Origin of the sequence: Desulfitobacterium sp. THU1, from assembly GCF_038181555.1 — a bacterium.
Taxonomy (GTDB): domain Bacteria; phylum Bacillota; class Desulfitobacteriia; order Desulfitobacteriales; family Desulfitobacteriaceae; genus Desulfitobacterium.
In genome coordinates, this window is sequence record NZ_JBBWUA010000028.1 from 1 (window position 1) to 22,746 (window position 22,746).

Below are 22,746 nucleotides of genomic sequence, written 5' to 3' on the forward strand. Positions count from 1 at the left end.
CGCCCATCTTTACCACTCCAATTGTTTTACCATATTATAGCACATCCAACACCTATTTCCCTGTCGCAGATAAAGATGATATCCGTTGCTTTTGCATCTGATTGTATAGGGTTGTCTTTAGCAAGTTGTCTGAGGTCATTATAATAAATATAATCGGGGCTGCCTCAATAGCAGCCCCTCTCTTACGTCTAGCAAACAATGCATTTCACATTTTCAAGCGTCTCACACGGTTCATTTGTTTTATATCTTGAAGCCACTCACGTCACTCTCAAGCTTTTCAGCTAATAATTTTAAATTAAAGCTAGCTTGTTCAATCTCTGCCATAGCAGCCGTTTGTTCCTCGACAGAAGCCGATACTTCTTCGGTTGAAGCAGAGTTATTTTCGGCGATACCAGACAATGTTTCTAAAGCCTTAAGAATTTCATCCTTCATTTTATCCATTTCAATCATAGACAGGTTTAATTCTTTCGTGTTCTTCTGATTCGTTTCCGTTAGTTCTTGAATCTGCTGATAAAACATACGAATTCTGTTCACAGCATCTTGAAGAACTTGAAGCTTGCCGATGCTATTGCCTATAGTATTTACTGCATTATTTGAACTATGGCTCAGTTCTATGATTAAGTCGTCTATAGTTTTTGTTGAAGAATTCGATTGGTCTGCCAGCTTCCGAATTTCCTCGGCAACTACTGCGAACCCTCTACCAGCTTCGCCGGCTCTAGCAGCCTCAATCGCCGCATTTAGCGCTAGCAAATTAGTCTGTTCAGATATGGAGGCAATCATTTTACTGGACTCCCCAATCTTCTCAGTGCTTTTTGCTGTTTGTAGGATGCCAGCTTCAACCTCTTTCATTGCCGTATCAGTTTCTAAGTATATTTTATCTAAAGCTTTTACTTCGCCCATGCCTTTTTCGATATTATTTACTACATCGACAGAAGAAACGTTCAGTTCTTCCATAAACTTAGTATTTGTATTGATTTTTTCACTTAGTACTCTCGTATTATTCGTGCCGCTTTCAATCTTTTCTGTCTGACTGATGGCTCCAATAGCAATACCTTCAATAGCTTTAGCTACTTCCTCAGATGCTTGCATATTCTGACGAGAGGTTTCGGCCAATTCATTAGAGGAGATGATTAAACTATTAGCTGTATCCTTTAAATTCAATATTATTGATCTAAAAGTACTTACCATATTGTTAAAGGACTCAAAGACCTGCCCTATCTCATCATCGTTTTTCTTTTGACATGTCACAGTATAGTCGCCTTTCTCGACTTGTTTGATATTATCATGTAAGTATAAGATCGGTTTAAGCACTGTTAATCTTAGGGAGAAAAAGATAATGACGGATAAGAAGAGTGCAATAATTGCTGAGAGAATAACCATTACCTTTTGGAATTGGTTAGTATACCCTAAGGTAACACTTCGATCTGTGATAGCTTTTATATAGCCTTTGATTTCTCCCGAATAATCCTTAAAAGGTATGAGCAGGATGCTGTTTTTCTTATCCTCAGAAATCAAGCTAACCATATTTCCGGATTGTAACTGATCGATAGAGTCCTGTCCTACAATCCACTGGTCTGTCTCAGTTGTAGATGCAATATATCCCTTCTCATTGCCCTTATTCTCAGTCACAGCTACGGAATTTACTGCAATGGGATATATAAAATACTCTCCTTCAAATTGCTCTTTAATATTATTCAGGAAAGTATCTCCAAAGGCACTTCCGTATTCTACAGAACCTGTATGGACGCCATTATAATACATAGGTACTACAACTCGAAAGCCGTAGCCGCCTACTCCTTCCTCTAATCCTTCGACGATCTTAAGCTTTTCATTAGCTTCATTTACGGTAAATCTGAAATCCTTCAGACTATCTCCATATTTCTCTGGCATATGTAATCTTAAAAAAGCTGTTGAATCTGGAAGGTGAAACTGGATTTGGGATACATCTTCCTTTAGCACTTCGAAAATATTCACTGTCTCTTTAAGAAGCTGCTCTCTGTCTCTTTGGGCAAAAAGTTCTTGGACTCTGCCGTTATTTGCTATGGTTTGAACGGACATCCTAGCACTATCGAGTTGGGCTTCCATCTTAGAGTTCACCGAGGCGGTAAGGAGTTGATTATAATCTCCTTCTGCTGACTGAATGATTTTTCCCACGTAACTATTCACGATCACCGAAAAAACAACTAACGCTACAATGACAGAGATTCCAATTCCCATAATTGATTTGGATGTGAGTTTCATCTTGTTGAAAAACATCTTACATACCCCCTCCTACAATTTATAGCCTGGATAATATCATTAAAAGCAGCTCTTTTGTTGTCTGCTTAAAAATACTAAACAATTTTGGACTCTGAACATCAAAGCGCAAAAAAAACACTACAAATCGACAACGGATCGAAATAGCATGAAATTTGTAATTATGTACTTATTATAACAAACACTATCTCATAATTGAATACTTTTAGATCAAATACTCTTCTATCATAACCATAAGAAAACTCTATTTTGGACGTATTATCAACACGATTATTGTTCAACCAACAACGGCCTCATAATGAACAAAGCACTCTACAAATTTCAACGTAGGGTGCTTTGCTTGATCTGTGAATACTTATACCATATTTATTATACCCTATTTTTACTGCTCTTCATCGTTATTGGTGTCAAGGTATATTCTGTTTCTTCCACTTTGTTTTGCTTTATATAATGCCTTATCTGCGCTTTTAGCAACTTCATGCACATTATTTACCGTATCAGGATAAACAGCTACACCTATAGAAACCGTAATATGAATGATCTTGCCATTTTCAATTACAAAGTCGTGATTCTCAACGTTTTTTCTTATCCTTTCGGCCACTTCGATTGTTTTAGCCAGTGAACACTGTTTTAATATTACAGAGAATTCTTCTCCTCCCACCCTCGAGACGAAGTCAAAATCTCTGCAACTAGCTAAAACAATTTTCCCGAATTCCTTTAACACAATATTTCCTGCCAAGTGACCATGAGTATCATTAACGCTTTTAAAATAGTCAATATCAAACATTAGAATTGAAAATCGTCCGTTTTCTTCCAAAGAGGTTCTAAGGCAATCATTATAGTAACTATCAAAACTTCGTGAATTATTAAGTCCGGTAAGAAAATCCTTAGTAGCCTTTTCTTCTAGTTTACTTAGATTTGTAATATCGTTTAGAAATACTGCTCCGGCAATGATATCATGATTTATGTCGTAAATAGGAATAGCATTATATTGGACAGTACTTTTACGATCACCAACATCAACCGTCATGATACCTTTCTCGATTCTTTCTCCCCTAAGCGCTCGCTTTATCGGAATGTTCTCAGGAGCAATTTCCTTGCCCTCCTCATCATAGTATTTATGATATTTTCTTAGATCGTCTACTTCATTGAGACTTTCATCCGGAAACTCCTGCGTAATATTCTTATTCAACACAATGGGTCTACCTTCTTTATCAAAGATTAAAACTGCATCCGATATATTTTCAATAATTGCTGATAGCAGTCTATTTTTTTCTTCAATCTTTTTCTTTGCATTGACTTGTTCGGTAACATCTACAACTGTGTTTACTATATATTTCGCTTTACCATTAATAAAAATTGGGACATAAGAAGCATCATAATATTTCTTTTCTTCTCCACCACTTATGAACTCTAACATTTCCGATATAAAAGTCTGTTTTTTTTCAACAGCTTCTATGATAATTTTTTCAATTCTTTCACTATATCCATTGGGTAATATATCTAGGTACATTCGACCTATTGAGAATTGTTTTTCTCGATAGGTCGAATGTAATAAATCTAAGAATTTTTGGTTAGTATTCAATACGATTAATTCAGGGTAGCTTAAAATAATTGTTCCTAATTTATTAGCTTCAACAAGCGCTTGTGCATATTGTAATCTAATTTTAAGTCTTGAGTTTAGGACTTCTTTCACGTAGTATTTTTGTTCCCTTTGAAAGTCTGACCTACCACCAAAAATAGTTACTTCTCTAGGTTCTAAATCTTTTGTAAAAATGTAATAGGTTTGCTTAGTTTCTAACTTCTTGAGGTTGATTTTATTATCGACTTTTAACAAATTGCATAAGCTATCAAAAGTTCTTCCTAACAATTCTCCTTCAGTATATTGAGTCATCTTTATCAAATCTTCGCTTACTTTAATAACAATATTGTTTTCCAGGCAGAAAAACGGATTATGAAAACCCTTTTTGACAGCATATCTCATAATAGACTCCATTCCGCCGCAATCGCAGGCGGCACAAATAACCTATGGCAATACTACCGTGATAAAAACTCATGGTTTTTTAATTCATCGCGTATTTTACGATACATAATAATCGGCCCATCTCCCATAATCAGGTTCTCTCCTGATTTATAAGAAGATGCCTTGGGTTTTTGGGTAATGACAACGCGCTTGTCTTGCCGTTCTACAATTTTATTCGCAAATTTCCCAAAGAATGCTATCAAGCTGTTTACAGCCCTACTCTTAGCTAATTTGCAATAGAATCGAATATATAAGATTGTGTTTTCTTCATCTACTGGAGCAAAATAAATAATTACTTTAATTTTTGAGCTGATATGATTCAGCCATAGATTTGGGTAAATAAAATTAAGATTTGTATCCTTAATTACACATTCAGCAGGAGACTTCGGCTTCTGTCCGTTATCCACTTCATTGTTTGCACTAGTTTGCAGAATGCCGTTCTCATACAATACTTTGGGGCCATTTATCAAGGTTTTATTGCCTCTGCCAATTGTATTATAGTGCACAATAGGTACATGAACCACATCAAGTTGGTTTTCAATACAGCGAGAATAATGGGAATTCCAGTGGTCTTCGATTTCGCTATAACTGTATGAGTCATCAATTTGTTCATAAAAAAACGGTAACTGAGCGGTCATTTGTTCCGATTCCCCATACCAAAGATAAATAATACCATTTGACTCCTTTACAGGGTAGTTCTTGACATTAAACCGGCTGATATCGTCAGTTGAGGCTTTGCCATTAGCAGGAATCCATGTGCATTTGCCGTTTTTGTCAAATTCCAGTGCATGGAAAGGGCATTGGATGCAATCTCCCTTGACCTTGCCTATGCTGAGTGCTGCCCCTCTATGCGAACACTGGTCAACAACACAGCCGATCTCGCCTTTACTGTTTCTGAACAATGCAAGATCGAGATTCATTCTTTTTACAGCTACGATTTCATTTATTCCTACAGTTTTAGATGGTAGTATTGCATACCATTGATTTAGTATCATATCTGCGCTCCTTTACGAACCTTTTGTAAAGTTGTACTTAATATTAAACTATAACTATTTAAATTATATTCTATAAATTATTTAATGCAATAGACCTAAATGGCCATTTGCAAGACCTTCACGACCTGTATTTTCCCCACATCCATCTTGGCCTTTCGTTAAACGGTCGAGAGGATCATAGTGATGTCCATATAACACTCAGAATTCAATCCAACTCAATAATATTACCTTTTAGATCGTCGGCACTAATTTCAAACTCGACGTGGTCTCCCATAACGTGAGGTACTGGCAAACTAATACCCAGTGCATTTTTTGTTATATATGCATAAATACTATCCTGATCTCCTCCATTACCTAAAAGTGCATCGATTAACTTTTCATCACTTTCATATAGGCTGAATGCCTGATCCGCGAGTTGCTGTTCATATTCCTTTTCTATTTCTCCAACATACTTTGCTTTTTTTAATAGATTCACAAAAGACTTGTCAATTTCCCGTACAAGGTCTTTTAAAAGCATTGCTTTCCCTGTTTCCATATCAATATTAGTCGTATAAAACAAGTTATACGGATGTGCTGACGGAACAATATTATTATAGCTTGAATAGGCTATGCTGAGTAATTTGGGGCTTTTATACTTGATTTCAAATTTGCCGTCCACTTCGTATTTTTGATTTGGCAGCAACTCTTGAACCGTTTTTTGATATACTCCAAGCGCTTGACTCTTAAGCAAATCATTAATTTCATTTTGCTTTGCTTTGTCCAATAAATTTATAATTTGCGGATACTCGACATTTACATTTCCCTCAGTATAGATCTCCTTCGAAATTTCATATTCCATCTGAGTTTGTTGCTCTTCACCAGCTTTCAGATTACTTTCTATTGTTGTTTCCGGCACGGTATTATTATTTCCTTTTATTCCGCATGCTGTGAGTAGCACCATAGCTATTATAAACACCGTAATTACCCATACTATCTTCTTATTCATTTGCACCATCCGTTTCTTTCAATAATAAATTAATGTCAACTTTTCGATTGACGCAACTAGGGGCCAGAATAACTTATTAAAAATGAATATCTCCTGCTTTGTATTATATATGGAAATATAGTAGAATGGAAAACTTGACGATGCGCCTAAATATTAAACCCTTACGAAAAAATGCCGCTGGTACCTGTTGGTACACTAGCGGCATTCCTTTCTTTAGACAATTTTTTAGATAAGTAGACGTTCACTAACAGTTTCTAAATCATTCTTGATGTATGACCCTGCTTACTTACGAATCAATGGGGATAGCTCCTGTTCAATCTTCTTACCCAATACCCCTTCTCCACCCAGTAACACTCCTCCAACCATGGTTCTGGTTTTCAGATAGCTAAGGGTATCTGCGGATAGGGCCTCATCCACTAAAACAATAGGGGCATTGTGATTTGCTGAAAACACACCGCCGGCTAAGGCATCAGGGAAGTTCTTACCTGTGGCAAAGCTGATACTCTGGCCGGGTAAGTTGAAATATTGGGCCACTGCTAAGGATGTAGCATAGCGGTCTGCTCCCCCTAAGCGGATGATTTTGTTTGGGCTGAGTCCGGTGATGGAGGCGACTTGGCTTGTTATCTGGCTACTTAGTACCCCTTCCCCACCGACTATATACACTTTTATGGGGTTGATTTCAGCAATCTTTTGACGGACCGCATCGTTGATTTTGTCTTTACCTACCAAGAGAATCGGCGTTTCTCCAGCTGCGGCACTACTACTAATGCTTAAAGCATCGGCATAGCTCTCTTCATGGACTAAGATGATGGGACGTCCTGTAGGAACCTTAATCTGTTCTACAATCTTCAGTGCTGTCTCACTGCGATCCTTTCCACTAATCCGTGTGATCTTTGTAAAACCTGCTGCCTTGATTTTGCTTTCTACATCCAGGCCCACTGCTCCTGTTCCTCCAAGGATGGTGACAGTGCCTGTTGGGTTGAGGTTCGCTTTAAGATAGTCCATGACTTTTTTCTGTTCGCTGGCACTGATGTCCATTAAGAGAATGGGGGCATTTAGCTTGTAGGCTAATACGCTTCCTGCTAAGGCATCTGGATAATTGTTTGCTGTAGTCAGGATGACATTTTGCAGCTTAGTAGTGTGGCTGGCTTTTGCGATGGCTAAAGCCGTATCTACTCGATTATCTCCTGAGAGACGTTTTACCCCCATTAAGGGTTTGGTCATTTTGAAATCCCATTTCACGATTTCTTCTTCTACGGATATGGTCATGCTTCGATAGGATTCATAGCCCTCTTTCGTCGCTACTAGGTAATAGTCTGCGTTGGGATAGACCATGAAGGCATAAAAGCCAGCATTATCGCTATTTTGTGGGTTCTTATTGTTGTTGGGCTTAAAGTCAGCCAGGATGGGTAGATCCACAAGGGTATTGACTGCGTTCCCATTTTGCTTGTTCCGCTCTGTATCCGCGTAGTAGAGCGTAACGTGAGCATCGGTAATGACCTGCCCTGTGGCAGCGTCAATGATGGTACCATAAGGATCAATGAGCGTGCTGGTCACACTGGTGGCTTTTCCGTTACTGCCCACCTTGACCTCCATGGAGCCGATGGTTATTCTCCGATTGCTTCCCAGATCCAGCTGAATGGCAAATTTGGATTGAGTATTGCTGGCTAGGTTGCTCATCTCAATGGTTCCATTTGCTGTTGTGGTAATTTTGGCATCCTTATTGGTCTGTGGGATGAATCCAAGCTTGCTTACATCAATCAATGAACTCTGAGTTCCATTTTGCTGTTTGAAGATAATGGCTTCTAGAGCTTTGACTTGAACCACTGCTGTTCCATCGGCTGCCGAACGCGTTTGGGCTGTGATTCCTTGGACGACAGCTCCTGTTATACTATCAATGACTTGCCCCGTTACTGGAGTAGTTTCGGGGGCTGAGGGGGCTGGAGATGAACCGCCGGAACCACCGGAACTACCAGTGTAGCTCCACTGTGCATAGATTGTTGTGGCTTCGCTGAACACAGTACTTGTCGTCACTGCTACACCCCCACTGGCTGCAGTAAACCAACCCCTAAAGGAGTAATTGCCGCTGCGGGTCGGTACAGGTAGGCTACTAAGCTTGCCGTTTCCGTCGGTGGTCAACGTAGACGGTGTAAAGGTATTACCACCGTTGACATTTAGGGTGATGGTGTAAGTGGTAGGTGAGCCAGGTTCAATTTTTAAATATTTTTTTTCATAGGTGGATGTTGTAGGACTTGTCTCCACGGCCGCTTCGCCTTCACTGTCACCTGCTGTAACCTTTGGCGTATATTCAGAATAGGTGGGAGATATAGAGATTGCTCCTTCAAACACGGCACTACCGCTATATTTTGCTATTACCGTGCCGCCAGAAATAGTAAACTGGGTCTCTACTTGAATACCATATATTTGCCCATCACCAACCGTTGGGCCGCCGCTGGCAGTGACCGCACCACCGGATATGTTTAGGGCATTAGCAAATATTCCAATATTTTCAAGACTTCCTCTTTCAGCAATGGCAGTCATGGAACCACTTCCTGAAATAGTTAAGGCATTACTAGCATATACACCGTAACTTCTTGTGGCGCTCTGATTAGCATTAACACTGTTGCTACCAGTCAGCACCAGATTAAGATTACCATTGGCATAAATACCATATTTATAGTTATTATCCGTATGCACCCCAGTGATGGTTGCGCCATTAAGGGTTAGTGTTTGATTATCAGAGTTATAGGTGACGGTTCCTGTAATACTTGGACCTGTTACACTATCCTTATTGGCACTAGTCACCTGTACGCCGCCCACCCAGATATCGTAGAGGGTCGCAGCAGAAGGGGTAACGCTATTTGATGCTACCGAAGCTACGCTAGTACCTACGCTATTAGTCGCCGTCACCGTAAAGGTGTAGCTCGTTCCATTGGTCAACCCCGTCACCGTGATCGGGCTGCCATTTCCGGTGCCAGTGAATCCGCCGGGAGATGATGTGGCTGTGTAACTCGTTATTGCAGCACCACCGTTGGAAGCAGGAGGAGTAAAGCTGATGGTAGCTTGACCATTTCCCGCTACTGCCGTGACATTGGTCGGCGCACTTGGTGGTCCTTGTTCAAACTTAAGATATTTGCAGATCTGAACCTTTGCATCGGTGTCAATATTAGTTTTGCCAAGGACAGAGGTTTCTGAACCATCTATTTTTGTAATGCTTGCTGTGATCTTCACATTAGTATACCCGCTCAAATCAGGAGCCTTATTCATTGCCATACCAGGACCTTTGATGATAATGGGAGAACCACCTTTAACAGATACACTCGCGCCGCTTTTTGCATAAATTGCGTTGCCAGTAGTGCCCGTATTCGTATTTTCCACCGTGCCCCCAGTGATTTCGAGGGTGCCTTTTTCCAAATAAATCGTGCCCTCTGTGGCACTACTTCTTGTACTGGTGACAACCGCTGTTCCGCCGATAGTCAATTTATTAGAGCCATTGAAATATATCGCAGGATATAGTGCTGTTTCGCACTCCACTCGGGCGTCGGTAACAGTCAGACTGCCCGTGCTACTATGAAAAATGGTATGGGCAGTGCTTATTAGTTCGCCGCCAGTCACGTTCACATTGCCGCTGCTATAGCTAGAGCTGTAAATCGCACTGAGGTAGCCATCTACTTTCCCACCAGTCACGTTCACATTGCCGCTGCCTGGGTTGTAAATCGCATAGCTAGATACGCCTGTACTGGTTACTGTGCCATCGTTTACGCTTACGCTGCCGGAGGAATTGTAAATCCCCCGGGAACCCCTTACTTCCCCACCGTCAATACTCACAGTGCCGCTGCCTACGTTATAAATCGCATAGGTATTGTTTGAACTCACTGTACCGCCCGAAACGCTCACAGTGCCGCTGCCTGCATTGTTAATCGCCAAGGAACCTGAATTAATCGTGCCGCCTCCGCCGCTTGCTGTATCCACTATAGTCAGCGTACCGCTGCCGCTATAATCTATGGCTTTTTTGCTACCGCCGTCCAAGGTTTTACCGTTTAAGTCGAGGGTAAAGCTTCTGTTATCGCCGCCTAAAATGGTGACGCTAGCATCAAGGGTGATGTTATCCCACAGCTGAATAGTGCCACCAGCTACGACTTCATCAAACGCCTTTTGTAACTTCTCAGTTTCCGAGATACCAGCCGAATCTATAGTAATATTTCCTGCTGCCACATTTCCGAATAGGTCAACGACGTTGGATGCTGGGATGACAAAATCCGCAGCGATGATTGCCGCACTGGTGCTGCCGTTATTCAGAGTCGCGGTTACGCCATTGCCTGCAGGGGTGATGGTTAAATCGCCCGCTATAATTCCGGTGATCCAGTTTTCTCCTTGCCCTGTGTTTATTTTGATTTGGTTTAAGATGTTCGTCCAGGAAGCAATTGATAGTGGGCCTCCCACGGCTGTCAGGGTGACGCTTCCCCCTGCTGGAATGGTGTTCTGAGCTGATATGGTAATTGCGCTCGGGGCAATCCCGTCAATGACGATACTCTGATTGGCTCCCAGGGAACCCGTTGCCCCGGGGACCGGCAGGGTTAGAATCGCATCTGTTGCTCCCGCTTTTATGGTTCCTTCGTTTAACTTTAGTGAGTCTATGGCCTTATAGTCAAGATCTGCCGCGGTGTCCCCGGCCTGGACTGTGTAATTGAAAGTTAAGGTATTTCCTGGGCTTCCGAAAGCATAGATTGCAGACCGGTCCGTTGTTCCTGTCTCTAGCTCCAGATAAGGTGTGCCGGTTACGGCAACCGGGCTACTGAAGGTTACGGTTATGGCTATCGTGTCACCTTGCTTATAAGGACCATCTACAGAGGTTACACCTGTTACGGTTGGTGCCTCATCTGTCTCAGGAAAAATCGCCGTGATTACACCGGAGTTGGCTGCGTTGGTCGTAGTCGCTCCCGCTACAGTGAAGAAGTTTGCGGGAACGTCTGTTAGGGTATATCCGGCTTTCGGCGTCACTGTAATGGTCGCTGTATATACCTTTGAGCCTAAGAAGGTGCTGTCATTTGGGCTCCACGTCACCGTGCCGGTGTACTCACTCGTATCACTAATGCTACTGACCGGAGTCCCACCAGTAACAGGGATCTCTATGCCACTGATTGCCCCTATGCTTATGGGGGCGGGTGCCGTCTCAGGAAACACCGCCGTGATTACACCGGAGTTGGCTTCGTTGATCGCCATCGCTCCCGCTACAGTGAAAAAGTTTGCGGGAACGCCTGTTAGTGTATATCCGGCTTTGGGCGTCAATGTAATGGTCGCTGTATAGACCTTTGAGCCTAAGAAGGTGCTGTCATTTGGGGTCCACGTCACCGTGCCGGTGTACTGCTCCGTCTCACTAATGGTAATGACCGGAATTCCACCAGTAACAGGGATCTCTATGCCACTGGTTGCCCCTATGCTTATGGGGGCGGCTACAGGGTCATCTGCAGCAAAGATTGCTGTGGGCATCATGGTCAGTACCATGCATAGCACAAGAAACAGACTCAGAACTTTTTTTCTCATCTCTTTTTCCTCCAACCTATATTTTAGATTTTTCATATCATGCCCGTATTCACTGGATTCTCCGCTTTATGAGAAAATTGATCCTTTATTCTCTGTCACGGGTTTTCTGGCAAGAGTTACTCCACACTGGTGAAAATCTCTCCGTCGATGGACTCAAACGTAATGGACGCAGAAGACAGAAAACCGAAAATGCAGTTCTGCACTTTTGGCCTGACTACCTCAAAATTGTACTTTTCTCATTTTCCTATTATTATAGTATTGCTTTTCGCAAAAACTTTTTTATTGCCTGAGATGTGTGCTCTTTCGCCCTGAAATGCAGAATCGTTATTCATGTGAAGATTTTTATGTAAGATTCAAGCAGAGTTTAAAAATTATGGGAGCCAAGATGAATGCAATTTGTGACGATTAGACACAAAAAAGCACCTACATTGACAGGGGCTGATCAGATCAGATCAGTGCAAATAGATGCTTCTAAATTTTCTTGTTTTTTGGGTTGATAGGCTATTTACTACATTACGCATTAACCCGCATATAAACACCAAGGAGATAGCAGCATAAACACTGCCTGCTAATGCATCCGGGAAGATGAAAGGTCATTAGTATTACTGAAATCCAAAAGCCCGAGGGATAGATTGCTCTATCCCTCGAAAAGTGCTGCTATTGGACGATGCAGCCAACACGGACCACATCTTCATGCTCCAGAGGAATTCCTCCAGGGTCAGACAATTCATAGTTTCTATGCTCTACAATCCACTTTAATGTATCCTTGAGCGTAAATAACTTGCCGCTCGTACCTTCTGTTCTGCTATAATACCGCCTCCTAATGCTTTCCCCCCACCCCTGTCTACTTCTGTGCAACTAAGGCAGTCCCGCAGTTTTGACAGAACTTATTAGTCACAGGATTTACCGTTCCGCAATTTTGACAAATAATCTGTGCCTCAGACTGGGGTCCAGACTGGGGCTGTTCCTCAGGTGTAATATCCATAGCGTCCACTGGAACGGGATTCTCTACGCCCTTATCTTCCTTGAGCTCAAGAATATTTTGTTTGAATTCAACAATGATCCGCTGAGAAGCAAGAATCTTTTGGCAGAGCTCGGCAGCAGAGCTGTTGGGGTTTTCTTTATCCTGTTGGAAAATCAGTTCCCCAATTTCCTGATAGTATACTTGTATCTTCTTTTCTTCGGCGGAGATGCTAGCGTTCAGCTTAGTGATTTCGGCCAGCTCCTTGGCCTTATCAGCCGCTGAGCCTGCTACATCACCAATTTTTTTGCCGATTTTATCGAAAAATGCCATGGTTTGATTACCTCCTCATCATGGGCCTTTACCCGGTTCTTTGGGTTTTGCTGTAGCAAAGTACAATTTAACAGCATCGTTAAATCCATCGGTAAAACCGATAAGATTCTGACCTATCCCAACTTTCCCCTTGACCTTATCGCCAAACTCTAACTCCCCGCTTATTTTAAGAGGCAAGCCTTTGGCACTGAGATCCCCTGATACCTTACCTTCACCGGCATTTCTCCCGCCGCCATATCCCTTCATCACCATGTCCAAATTCTCACCGATACCCATAGCCATGGCTTTGGCCTCGGTCAAGATCTCCTGGTAATCATCTAGGATGAGTGAGAAGCTACAGACTGACCACAGGGCTACATCAACCCCGATGAGAGCCCCAACCATATACTGTCCGGTATCGTCTTCACCGGGCATTAAGGCCATGGCATAGCTGGCCATACCGGCATGCTCACCCGTATCGATGACTGAGATAGTTTCATAGGTCACGGGATCAATCTCCAGCCAAGCCCAACGTTTTTGCCCCATGTACTCACCTGGTTGGTCGGGAGCAATGATTACCTTGTCACTGTTGGCAATGTTGGCCAGGAGACGTTCGGGGTATTTTTCAGACTTTCTCATCTCCGCCAAAACCAAATCCCGGCCATCTTCATTGGGAATCAACATAAGGGAGGTATCAGCAGGCGTTCCGGACCAAATATCCTGATAGCCAGCCTTGTTCTCTCCAGTCAAAACCGCACTTTCCAGAGAAGATGCATAGAGTCCGGCTACGATGTTATAACCCGCCTGGACAGCTTGGCTGCCGTTGTGAACCTGATTGTTGGTCTGAAGAAGATCAAGCGTGGAATAAATTTTAGCGTCTTTACCCATTCGGGAGGTCAGAACGATACATCGTTCTTTGGCTGTACGCCCAAGCAGCAAGCCATTTTCTGTCTGCTGTTCGGCATCAAAGGTGGTTTGATTCGCTATGAAGCGTTCGATAATGTTGCGGCTGTACCATTTTAAAGTTGAGAAGGAATCAGGGTTGTCAGCAGATTCATGGATTTTGGCAGAAGCCGTTTCCAGCATCTCTGTAGAATCACCCGCTAAGTCGGGGAGGTTAACCGCCAAGGTATGATAGATGGTGTCCAGACCCTCACCTTTCGTAATGGGGCTTTCATGAATTAAACTCTTCTCCGGTAAAATTATTTCGATAGTAACACCAACGGGAGGATTTGCTCCCGTGTCGATGATGCCTGTGCCGGCCTCCACCCCTTCCGGGGTAATTAGGGCAGCGGTAAAGCGTTTTCCTTGAGCTGATCCTGCTTGCAGATAACCGATGTCTACCGCATCCAGGCTTAGTGTGGGTAAAGAGATTTCCTTTTCCAGCAGAGTAATACTCTCATACTCGCTTGTCGCTTCGCCTCCACCGCCCAGGGCACTGACGATATCTCCTGCAGCCTCCTGAAATAACATGCCGGAAGACTCCGCCTTGGCCGAGATTCGGATGGTTCCTTGGACAGGTGCAAAATCAACAGGGATCTGTAAGTGAGGAATATAAACCAGCCCTTGTAATTCGGAAATGTCCTTCATAAAGGGAATTACCAGCAACTTACTTTCGCCTTGGGGAGTTTGATAGGCAATCCCGGGGATGGTGCCAGTAGGGATGTTCATTTTCTCGGTGCTCGTCTCTTCATCAGCATGCTCTGCTTCTTTTAGATTCTCTTCAGGCATGGTCGACTCATCTTCTATGGGCTCCTCTTCTGTTAGCTCTTCGTTGTCAGCAGCCTGTTCTTCTTCAGCCGTTTCTTCTTCCGTATACTCTTGTTCGGTTGTTTCTCCAGTTACCTCTTCTGCCGCCACTTCCGAATCCGGAGGAGTCTCTGACCCGTTCTCCCGGATCTTATCTACTGCCACTTGCGTCTCAGGTAATTTTTCCACTTCCTTTGGCGATGAAAACAGGGCGGCAATCTTAGCAAATAATCTAGAGAAGAAGCCAGTGATCCCCTTCTTACCGGTTTCTTCATATGCCTTGGCCTGCTTTTCTGTTTGGGCTTCCGGCAGCTTCAGAAGGGCTGCTTTACCTTCATCCGTCAGAGCAATGGTGCGATATTGGGGCGTGCAGCCTGCTTTGGACAGGAGGCCCATGGCCATGTTCGCTAAATCCCACTCTGTGCCCCAGCCTTGGGTCAGGACAGCTTCAGGAGCATAGCGATAGAAGCCTGGGGTATCCTGGCTGGGCAGCCAGCGTAAAACATCCAAAGTTTTGCTGAAATCCTCCAGGGATGTGATGTTATGCAGCTTTTGGGCACCACCGACTGTGATGGCAGGTTTGGGAATACTGTTTTTCCCTTCTTCCTGGCTGAAGGTTACTCTTTGAATCTTGTCAGGTTTACCTTCGGAGGCCTTGCGGGATTGATAATTAAGAATCGCTTTCTCTACTGCTTCATCCAGGCGAGCTTCGAATTCGTTGTCAAGTACTTGATATTGTTCCTTATAAATCAGCAGCCCTGCATCGACATAGGGTTCTTGAGTGACGGGCACATTTAATTCCTTCAGGTAAGAAGATTGCAAAGACCAGTCACTCACCTGACCTGACTCCGGCAATTGGAAGAACATGAAGCCGCGGCGTTCTCCGCCGTCGAAGACAGCCCATTCACCATCAATACCATACAAGTAATCTTCCGAGGCGCTGGACTCACGAATCCCTTCGCTTTCAACTCCGTTCGAGAGGTCTCCCAAGTTACTACCGGTTGCCTTATAGCCTTGTTTCTGCATGTTGGTGGTTTCGACAAAATCCTTGTGGATAAGCTTCAGAAAATCCGAGGGGATTGCCGTACCGAAACCATCCTTGGTATCGGTAAAGGTCACATCAGCAATTACCCACCGGTCACCAAAGCTCTCGATCCCTTTTAAGGTCGTCAGGTAATTGACTTTCATTTGCAATCCGTCCCCAGAGAAAGCAGGTTTATTAACGGCCTTACCATAGGGGTTGCCTTTAACCACCGGAATTTCCAGGTTGCCGCCGCGCAAATCTCCCCAGATATCTGCCTTAGAACTACTTAATGCTCTGGCAAACGGATAGGCAAACCGAACTCTATTGGTGGAGGCTGGCGCCAGCATCACCGGAGCGGAAAAGCCCATGGGCATCACGGTGGTAACGTCACTCATTTGGGTTAGTAGCGGGCCGTTGGCCGTGTCGATCTTTAACCATAATCTGTCCTTGGGATTAATGTCCAAGAGCGCCTGAACCTTGGTTGAGAAAGCGCCTTCGACTACCCGGAAAACCGGTTGATCCTTAGCGGGCTCAGCGGGGTAAATATCGATTTTATCGACTACATCCGCAGCAGTAACGGCCATAGCAAAGGCATCCGTAATTTTGGCCGGTTCTTCCTTCGGCAGACTGGTCAGCTGCTGTAGGGTTTTATTCGGCTTACCAATCAAGGGTAGATGGATATGATCCTGATCGACATCATAAAAATGCAAGGAAGTCTGAGTTACCGGGTCATTAGGGACAAGAAAGACCAGAGTTCCGACTAGCTCTTCTTTGGCAGGAATGGTAATAGCCGGGTTTCCCGGGTTGGCCAGGGGAGTCTCCGTAAGCCAGGTTACCTCTGAGACAGGATAACTTCCCTCATTGTTAATATTGATATAGAAGTGGGAGTAGATACTGGGAATAAGATAGGGAATTTTATCCGCTGTGGTATTTTTCAGGGTAAGCTCCAGAGCTAAAAATTGTTTGTCACTTGGTGGCTCTAGACCTTTAAACTTACTGAAATAATAGGCTTCTTGGACAGTCAGATCCATGGCTTTATTGCCGGCGGAGGCATTAAAAGGAATTCTTTTGGTGAGAATGGTGTCTATTCCGGGAACACCTGTGCCGGTGACCAGGTTGGCCGCTTGATTATCGTAACGCTTGAGGGGCGTTCCTGTAGCAAGCTGTACCACATCGGGAGCGATGATCTGATCTGATTTTGGGGGAGGGGCAAAATTTACATAGGTATTGGCGGCATAGCTTAAGAGAGTGCCGGAGGCCGCTTTGTCGTTAATCTGTATCGATAGCGGGATATTTTGGGTACCCTCCATGTTTTCAATGGAGGCCAGCATCTCACCCAGGGCGGATTCCAAGCCTGCCGCTTCGTCACTGATGATATAGCTGCCACCGGAAAGTGCGGCAGTCTTGGCAAAGACATCTTTATATTCCTCCACCCCAATACCTGCCCAAAGTACGGCAATATTGTCTTTCTTGATCAGGGCAAGGATCTTCTCGAATTCCGCTTGCTCTTCTTCCTCAACATCGAGACCAGCATCCGTCAAAAAGACGATGGCTTTCTTCGTTGAGGGAACGGTGCGAATATTTTCATAGGCAATGGTGATAGCCTGGGCAATCGGTGTCCCTCCAGCGGCGCTTAGCTCTCCCAAACCTTGCAGGAGCTTATTCTTATCCTGAGTTGTGACTTGGCCCTGCCGGATGATAGGGTCACCCATGGCCGCTGTCTGAAAGCTGATCTGCTGGGTCAAATAATGACCGGGGAGTTTCTGAATAAAGTCGTGGAATAGGACCTTGGTTTTGTCCAGGCGGTAATCGCAGCCTTCTTCGGTAGGATCTGTATCCATGGAACCGGAAGCATCCAAGACCAGGGAGACGATCGGGGTCTCCGAAGGGCTGGCTTCCTTAGGACGTTTATAGGTCATAGCAAAAGAGTTGCCAAAAGTTCCGCTGATGGCTGTAAAGACTTCGATGAGAGCCTCTTCATCTTTAGCACTATAATATCGCCCACCGGAAGCGGCCGAGAATTCCTTCATGGCTGTCGCATCGGGCTTGGCACCAAAACCGATAGTGAAGATGGGTACTTTCATGTTCTGTATCTCTTCCAGAACAGCTTGTTTATCGGAACTGCTACCCACGCCCTGACCATCCAAACTGGAATCAGCACCGTCAGCAAAGACAACTAAGGTCGGCCTTTCTTTGTCTTTGAGGAGACGCATACCCTCCAGAGTGGCATCAAAAAGCACGGTTGAGCCCTCGGCAACAATAGTGGAGAGGCTTTTGAGCACCGCTTCCTTGGTTTCACCAGGCAGGACCTTAACACTGGAATCAAAGTCAAGGACTTTAATATAGGTTTTATCGGGCAAACTGTTTATGAATTTCTTGGCTGCTTCCACAGTGGCAGCCATTTCTTTCTGCATGGAACCTGAGGAATCTAAGACTAAAACAATGCTGGGCGGAGTAATCTGACGAGTAATATCAGTGATTTCTACCGGTTGGCCACCTTCAAGGATCTGGGTATTATCTTTGGTGGGAAAAATATCTCTTTTTTGCGGATCGCGAACCAAGAGGGAGACAGTAGCCTGCTTGCCGGCATCTTTGGTTTCGATAACCTCGATGCCACCGGTAAGTTCTTCCGGTTCGGCAAATGTTTGATTGAGTTGAAAATAAGCACTTTGCAAAGACGTTGGGAAGGTCAGGACCGTTGTCTCTCCTGCGTTAACCGGTATCATGCGGGCTTTACTGTGTTGAAGCCCGGCTGAATCGGCCTCAAGAACCACGTTCCATAAGCCGGAGGGTAGCCAAAAAAGGGTATCCCCCTCAGGCGTGATATCTCCCCTGAGCGGTCCTTCCGCCAGGGATGGGATATCTGTATGGAGGATCTGCGAACCCTTTTGGGGTTCCACAACGACGCTGCCGAAGGGAACTCCGCACACCTTCAATGCTCCGAGCTCGCCCCCGAGCTTTACGGTGGGGAGTTCCTGTAATTCGCTCAGGAGAAAAGTAAACTCAGTGGGCTTGGACTCAGCCTCCCAGGAAAATGTCCAAGTGATGGAGCTTTCTCCCTGGGGTAAGCTATCAATGACATATTCTTTAGTCTTAAGGGCGGAGAAGTTATAGGAATCGTAAATGCTTCGAGTAACGAAACCGGAAGCATTGGTCCCACTGATGGTGAGATCGAGGTTCCCGTCAGGGAGCTTTAAGGCTACGGATTGGAAATTCTTCCCCGTGCTTACGGTGCTAAAAGAAACCTTCTCGGTCTCCGGATCCAAATCTGCCAGGGTAAATCTCTTTTCCTTTCCCACCGGGACACGGAGCTCTCTCACCACGTTTAGGATATAACCGTTATCCTCAGCTACTGCATCAGCCCACCAGAGACTATCCTCGTCCTTGGCCAGCTGAAAGGTAAGGCGATCACCATAAAGGCTTGTAAAAACCTTCATGTTGTTTTCGACCGCATATTTTTTTAAGAAATAGAGGGGGGCTCCTGAAGGGTCGTTGACCTGTAAGGTCCATTTTTCTCCTTCCACAGAGCAAGTATTCTCCAAGAAGTTGTCAATATAGGTCATCTCGTGGCCACCAGTGGTATAATCAGTAGCGCTGTATAGGCTTTGGGAGCCGAGGGGGTTAATGGCGGGAATGGGAATATCCCATTCCCCTACCGGACCGGTCTTTGGTGGTTGAAGATCTTTATAACGCTCGTTATCACTAAGAGTATCTACTGCCGTAGTTTGATTACCACAGCCGCTGAGGCCTCCCATTGCCAGCATAAGGACCAAAAGACAGGAAATCATTTTCTTGATGAACACGAACACACCACCATCCTCTTTTTACATTTCCTCTTTCGTGAAATTTGCTGGGATGGTAAAGATATCAGCAGGGTATTTGTCGCTCATTTCCAGGATTTCCATGACCACGGTTTCTCCCTCAGCAAGTACTTTCATGCCCACAAATTTTTTGCCTTCGAAGAAATATTTCATTGAGCCGCTTGATGTGGTGTATTCCTCATAAACAAGATTTTTGCCGAGGAAATCTTCTTTGCCGTTCCCTTTATAGAGTAATCCGTCTGTATCCAGATCATCGGCTTCCGACTCAACGGATTTTATAACCAGGACTGTTTTACTTTCGTAGTCAATAAGATAAGTTTTATTGTCTCTAAACACCATGTGGCTTTTCCCTTCGGGCATGGTACTTATCATGGCGGAGTCTTCACCGTTTATTGCTGACTCCATTATCGCCTCACTCTTTTCTCCATCTACTTCAATGATAGTGCGATATTTCATATAATACTTACCGCTTTGGAGCATATCGGTATAAACTTTGGCGAGACGGTCCCCCAGCTCATCAACCTTACCATTGGTGTTGTTTACATTTTCTTGAGCTTCTTTAGATTTTTCATTAGGTGCTTCGGCAGGATTCTCTTTCGGATCTATAGCTGTTTCAGAATTTGCCGAGGCTGGAGGATTGCTGGTCGGTTTATTGGCAGTCTGGCTGCCGCCGCAGCCGCTTAACAGCATACCCATCAGAAAAACAAATGAAAATAATACAATAAATTTTCTACTTGTCATTTTAAATACTCCCCCTAATTTTGTATTTACATTAAAGTGCCTTGAATTCAATATTGCTTAGAATCGCTGTATAGTCGGCAGAAAGAGAATCAAAGCTGTCTGCCAAATCACCGAACGTGATCACATAGGTCTTCCCCTCTGCGAAAAGATACACATAAAGATATTTCATATTCATCTTACTGACTACACAGGTAAAGGTCAGCTTTTTGGCTTCTTTGCCGTCAATGGTAATCGTTTCAACCTCCCCCTGAACGGCAAGGTTATCGAAGCTCTTTTTATAGATTTCGAGCGCCTCGTCAACCACTCCGTCAAGCGTACCACTCGTGAACGGTTCCTCTTTAACCATGAAGCTTGCAGTATTTTTCATGTGATGCACAGGCAGAACGGAACCTTCCATCAGCTTCCAACCATCAGGTGGGGAAATTTCAATACTCATTTTCCTTTCTTGCTCATTTTCACTCTGAGCAGATGGAGTGTCTTTCTGACCGTCTGATTTCATCGCGACAGAGGAAGAAGATTCAGATGCATTTGGTGGAGTGCTTGATTCTTTTTGACTGCAGGCACATAGCGAGACAGCTAAAATTAATAATATAAACAGCATAATAAATCTTTTCATATAAACCTCCAAAAAATATAAATATTTGTCATGCTACGCTAGGAAAGGGTCTTAGTACTGTAGGATAGCAGTACATTAAACTTACAGCTTGCTCCCGCAGCTACCACAAAATTTGGTTCCGGGGAGGTTTTCTTCTCCGCAATTTGGACATTTTTGTTTTACAGGTGCGCTCATTGACGTGCCGCATTGATTGCAGAAACGCACTCCCTGGGCATTTTTTTCTCCGCACTTAGGACAAACTGCCAGCGCCAGCGACACGCCGCAGTTGTTGCAAAACTTCCCGGTACCCGCCGGTTTGCTGCAAGAAGGACAAACTACTGTCTTGCTTTCCAGCTTTCCTTTCCAGACAGTAGCGCCCTCGGCGTACTCATCAATGTTACGGCGCATGGCCACTGACTTAGCCTTTGCCACTTCTACCTCCTGCCGTGGTGCGCAGTCTGTGCAGAGCATCTCATCCTCGTTGTAACAAGAATCACACACCCACTGATGGCAACCGTGACAACGATGAAAATGCCGTTGTACTTCATTCTTGGCTCGCTCAAATGCTTTTTCATGCTCTTTCTGCCATTCGGGGCTCATGCCCTCAAACCGCCCGGAAAGAATATCCCCGCCGCGTTCCAGCGAGTAACCAAGGTCTCCCAGCCTACCACCGAACAGGCTTCCCAGAACCCCCGCCCCGCTTGCCAAACCGCGCAGACCACGGCTTTTTTTATAGGTTTCGGATTCCACGAAGCCGCTTTTGTATCCGTCCTGACACAGATCACAATAGAAAGTGAACTGGAACCCTGCTTCTGTGGAGTTATCTTCATAATTTCTTGTAAAGGATTGCATCATAATTTTTCACCTTATTTCTTAGTAAATTTGATTTTTTTACCACAGGCGGTACACTTTGTATTTTCAAAGAATTGAGGTGCACCGCATCGGGTGTTTTGGCAGCGGATCATGAGTGTACCGCTACACTGCTCACATTTCTCCTGTACGAAAGTCTGTTTGCCGCAGGCAAGGCAAGGGACATAAAGCGCTCTGCCGCAGCCGGAGCAAATCGGTTGACCTTTTTGTATGGGACGCAAGCAAGTGGGGCAGAGAAACCCAAAAGGGCTGCCACTTTGACAAGCGGGGCATATACGCGAATCCGACTCAATATACGAGCCGCAGTGGATGCAGGGCTGCTTGTAGCTTGCCATCCTTCAAGCCTCCTGTCTCGCACCGCATTCACCACAGAAGCGTGTTCCAGGTGCCAAGGCTACGCCGCACTGTCGGCAATTGGATGCTCCCAGCTTTGCGCCGCACTCCTGACAAAACTTTATATTTTCTAAATTACGATAACCGCATTCAGGACAGGTGCATTTTTCCTCCGTTAACTGTTCTGCTTGTTCCTTCTGCATCTTTTCCGCTTGAGCAGCTTCCAGTTTGCTCTGTGCCTCTGTCAGGTTCGCTTGTACTAGTTTAAGCTTAGTCTCTAGCTCAGGGAACTGCCCGCTGTTCTTAGACAACAACTGTCTGCCTATTTCGGCATAGAGCTCGGTCTCCTGCTTCCGCAAATCACTTAGATCCGATTGGGCATTCATTACTTTTACCTCCGGATCGTCCTGGGGCATAAAACCGGAAAGCCCCTTCATCAACACGTTTAGTCCACCAAACAGATCATTTGCCACTTGAAATTCTCCTTTCACACTTCATCCTGCTACTGAAGCAATGGTTTTTGTCTTCTGCCGCGCG

General features: G+C 44.5%; 11 protein-coding genes. All 11 read right to left on the reverse strand.

The features are described from left to right. Positions 1-240: 240 nt before the first annotated feature. The gene (locus AAC978_RS15330) at positions 241-2,256 is read right to left on the reverse strand and encodes a methyl-accepting chemotaxis protein (RefSeq protein WP_341548943.1); all 2,016 of its coding nucleotides are present in this window, start codon (positions 2,254-2,256) and stop codon (positions 241-243) included. A gap of 382 nt (positions 2,257-2,638) precedes the next feature. Next, complete coding sequence (locus AAC978_RS15335; protein WP_341548944.1) at positions 2,639-4,240, reverse strand: sensor domain-containing diguanylate cyclase; 1,602 nt, start codon at positions 4,238-4,240, stop codon at positions 2,639-2,641. Between the two features lie 53 nt (positions 4,241-4,293). Next, positions 4,294-5,274: an aromatic ring-hydroxylating dioxygenase subunit alpha gene (locus tag AAC978_RS15340; RefSeq protein ID WP_341548945.1), complete on the reverse strand. Its 981-nt coding sequence runs from the start codon at positions 5,272-5,274 to the stop codon at positions 4,294-4,296. Between the two features lie 205 nt (positions 5,275-5,479). Beyond that, positions 5,480-6,259, reverse strand: a complete 780-nt coding sequence (locus AAC978_RS15345) for a PdaC/SigV domain-containing protein (RefSeq protein WP_341548946.1) — start codon at positions 6,257-6,259, stop codon at positions 5,480-5,482. Positions 6,260-6,541: 282 nt separating this feature from the next. Then, on the reverse strand, positions 6,542-11,803 hold the full coding sequence (locus AAC978_RS15350; RefSeq protein WP_341548947.1) for a cell wall-binding repeat-containing protein: 5,262 nt from the start codon (positions 11,801-11,803) through the stop codon (positions 6,542-6,544). 844 nt (positions 11,804-12,647) lie between these two features. Further along, a complete protein-coding gene (locus tag AAC978_RS15355; protein ID WP_341548948.1) occupies positions 12,648-13,097 on the reverse strand; it encodes a zinc-ribbon domain-containing protein in 450 nt (149 codons plus the stop codon). An 18-nt stretch (positions 13,098-13,115) separates the two neighbouring features. Further along, complete coding sequence (locus tag AAC978_RS15360; RefSeq protein WP_341548949.1) at positions 13,116-19,658, reverse strand: vWA domain-containing protein; 6,543 nt, start codon at positions 19,656-19,658, stop codon at positions 13,116-13,118. 15 nt (positions 19,659-19,673) lie between these two features. After that, complete coding sequence (locus AAC978_RS15365) at positions 19,674-20,411, reverse strand: hypothetical protein (RefSeq protein WP_341548950.1); 738 nt, start codon at positions 20,409-20,411, stop codon at positions 19,674-19,676. A gap of 31 nt (positions 20,412-20,442) precedes the next feature. Beyond that, on the reverse strand, positions 20,443-21,027 hold the full coding sequence (locus AAC978_RS15370; protein ID WP_341548951.1) for a hypothetical protein: 585 nt from the start codon (positions 21,025-21,027) through the stop codon (positions 20,443-20,445). Between the two features lie 81 nt (positions 21,028-21,108). After that, positions 21,109-21,861 (reverse strand): zinc ribbon domain-containing protein, encoded by a 753-nt coding sequence (locus AAC978_RS15375; protein ID WP_341548952.1) that lies wholly within the window; start codon positions 21,859-21,861, stop codon positions 21,109-21,111. A gap of 353 nt (positions 21,862-22,214) precedes the next feature. Continuing rightward, positions 22,215-22,682 carry a zinc ribbon domain-containing protein gene (locus tag AAC978_RS15380; protein ID WP_341548953.1) on the reverse strand — a complete coding sequence of 156 codons (468 nt, stop codon included), beginning with the start codon at positions 22,680-22,682 and terminating at the stop codon, positions 22,215-22,217. Between the last annotated feature and the right edge of the window lie 64 nt (positions 22,683-22,746).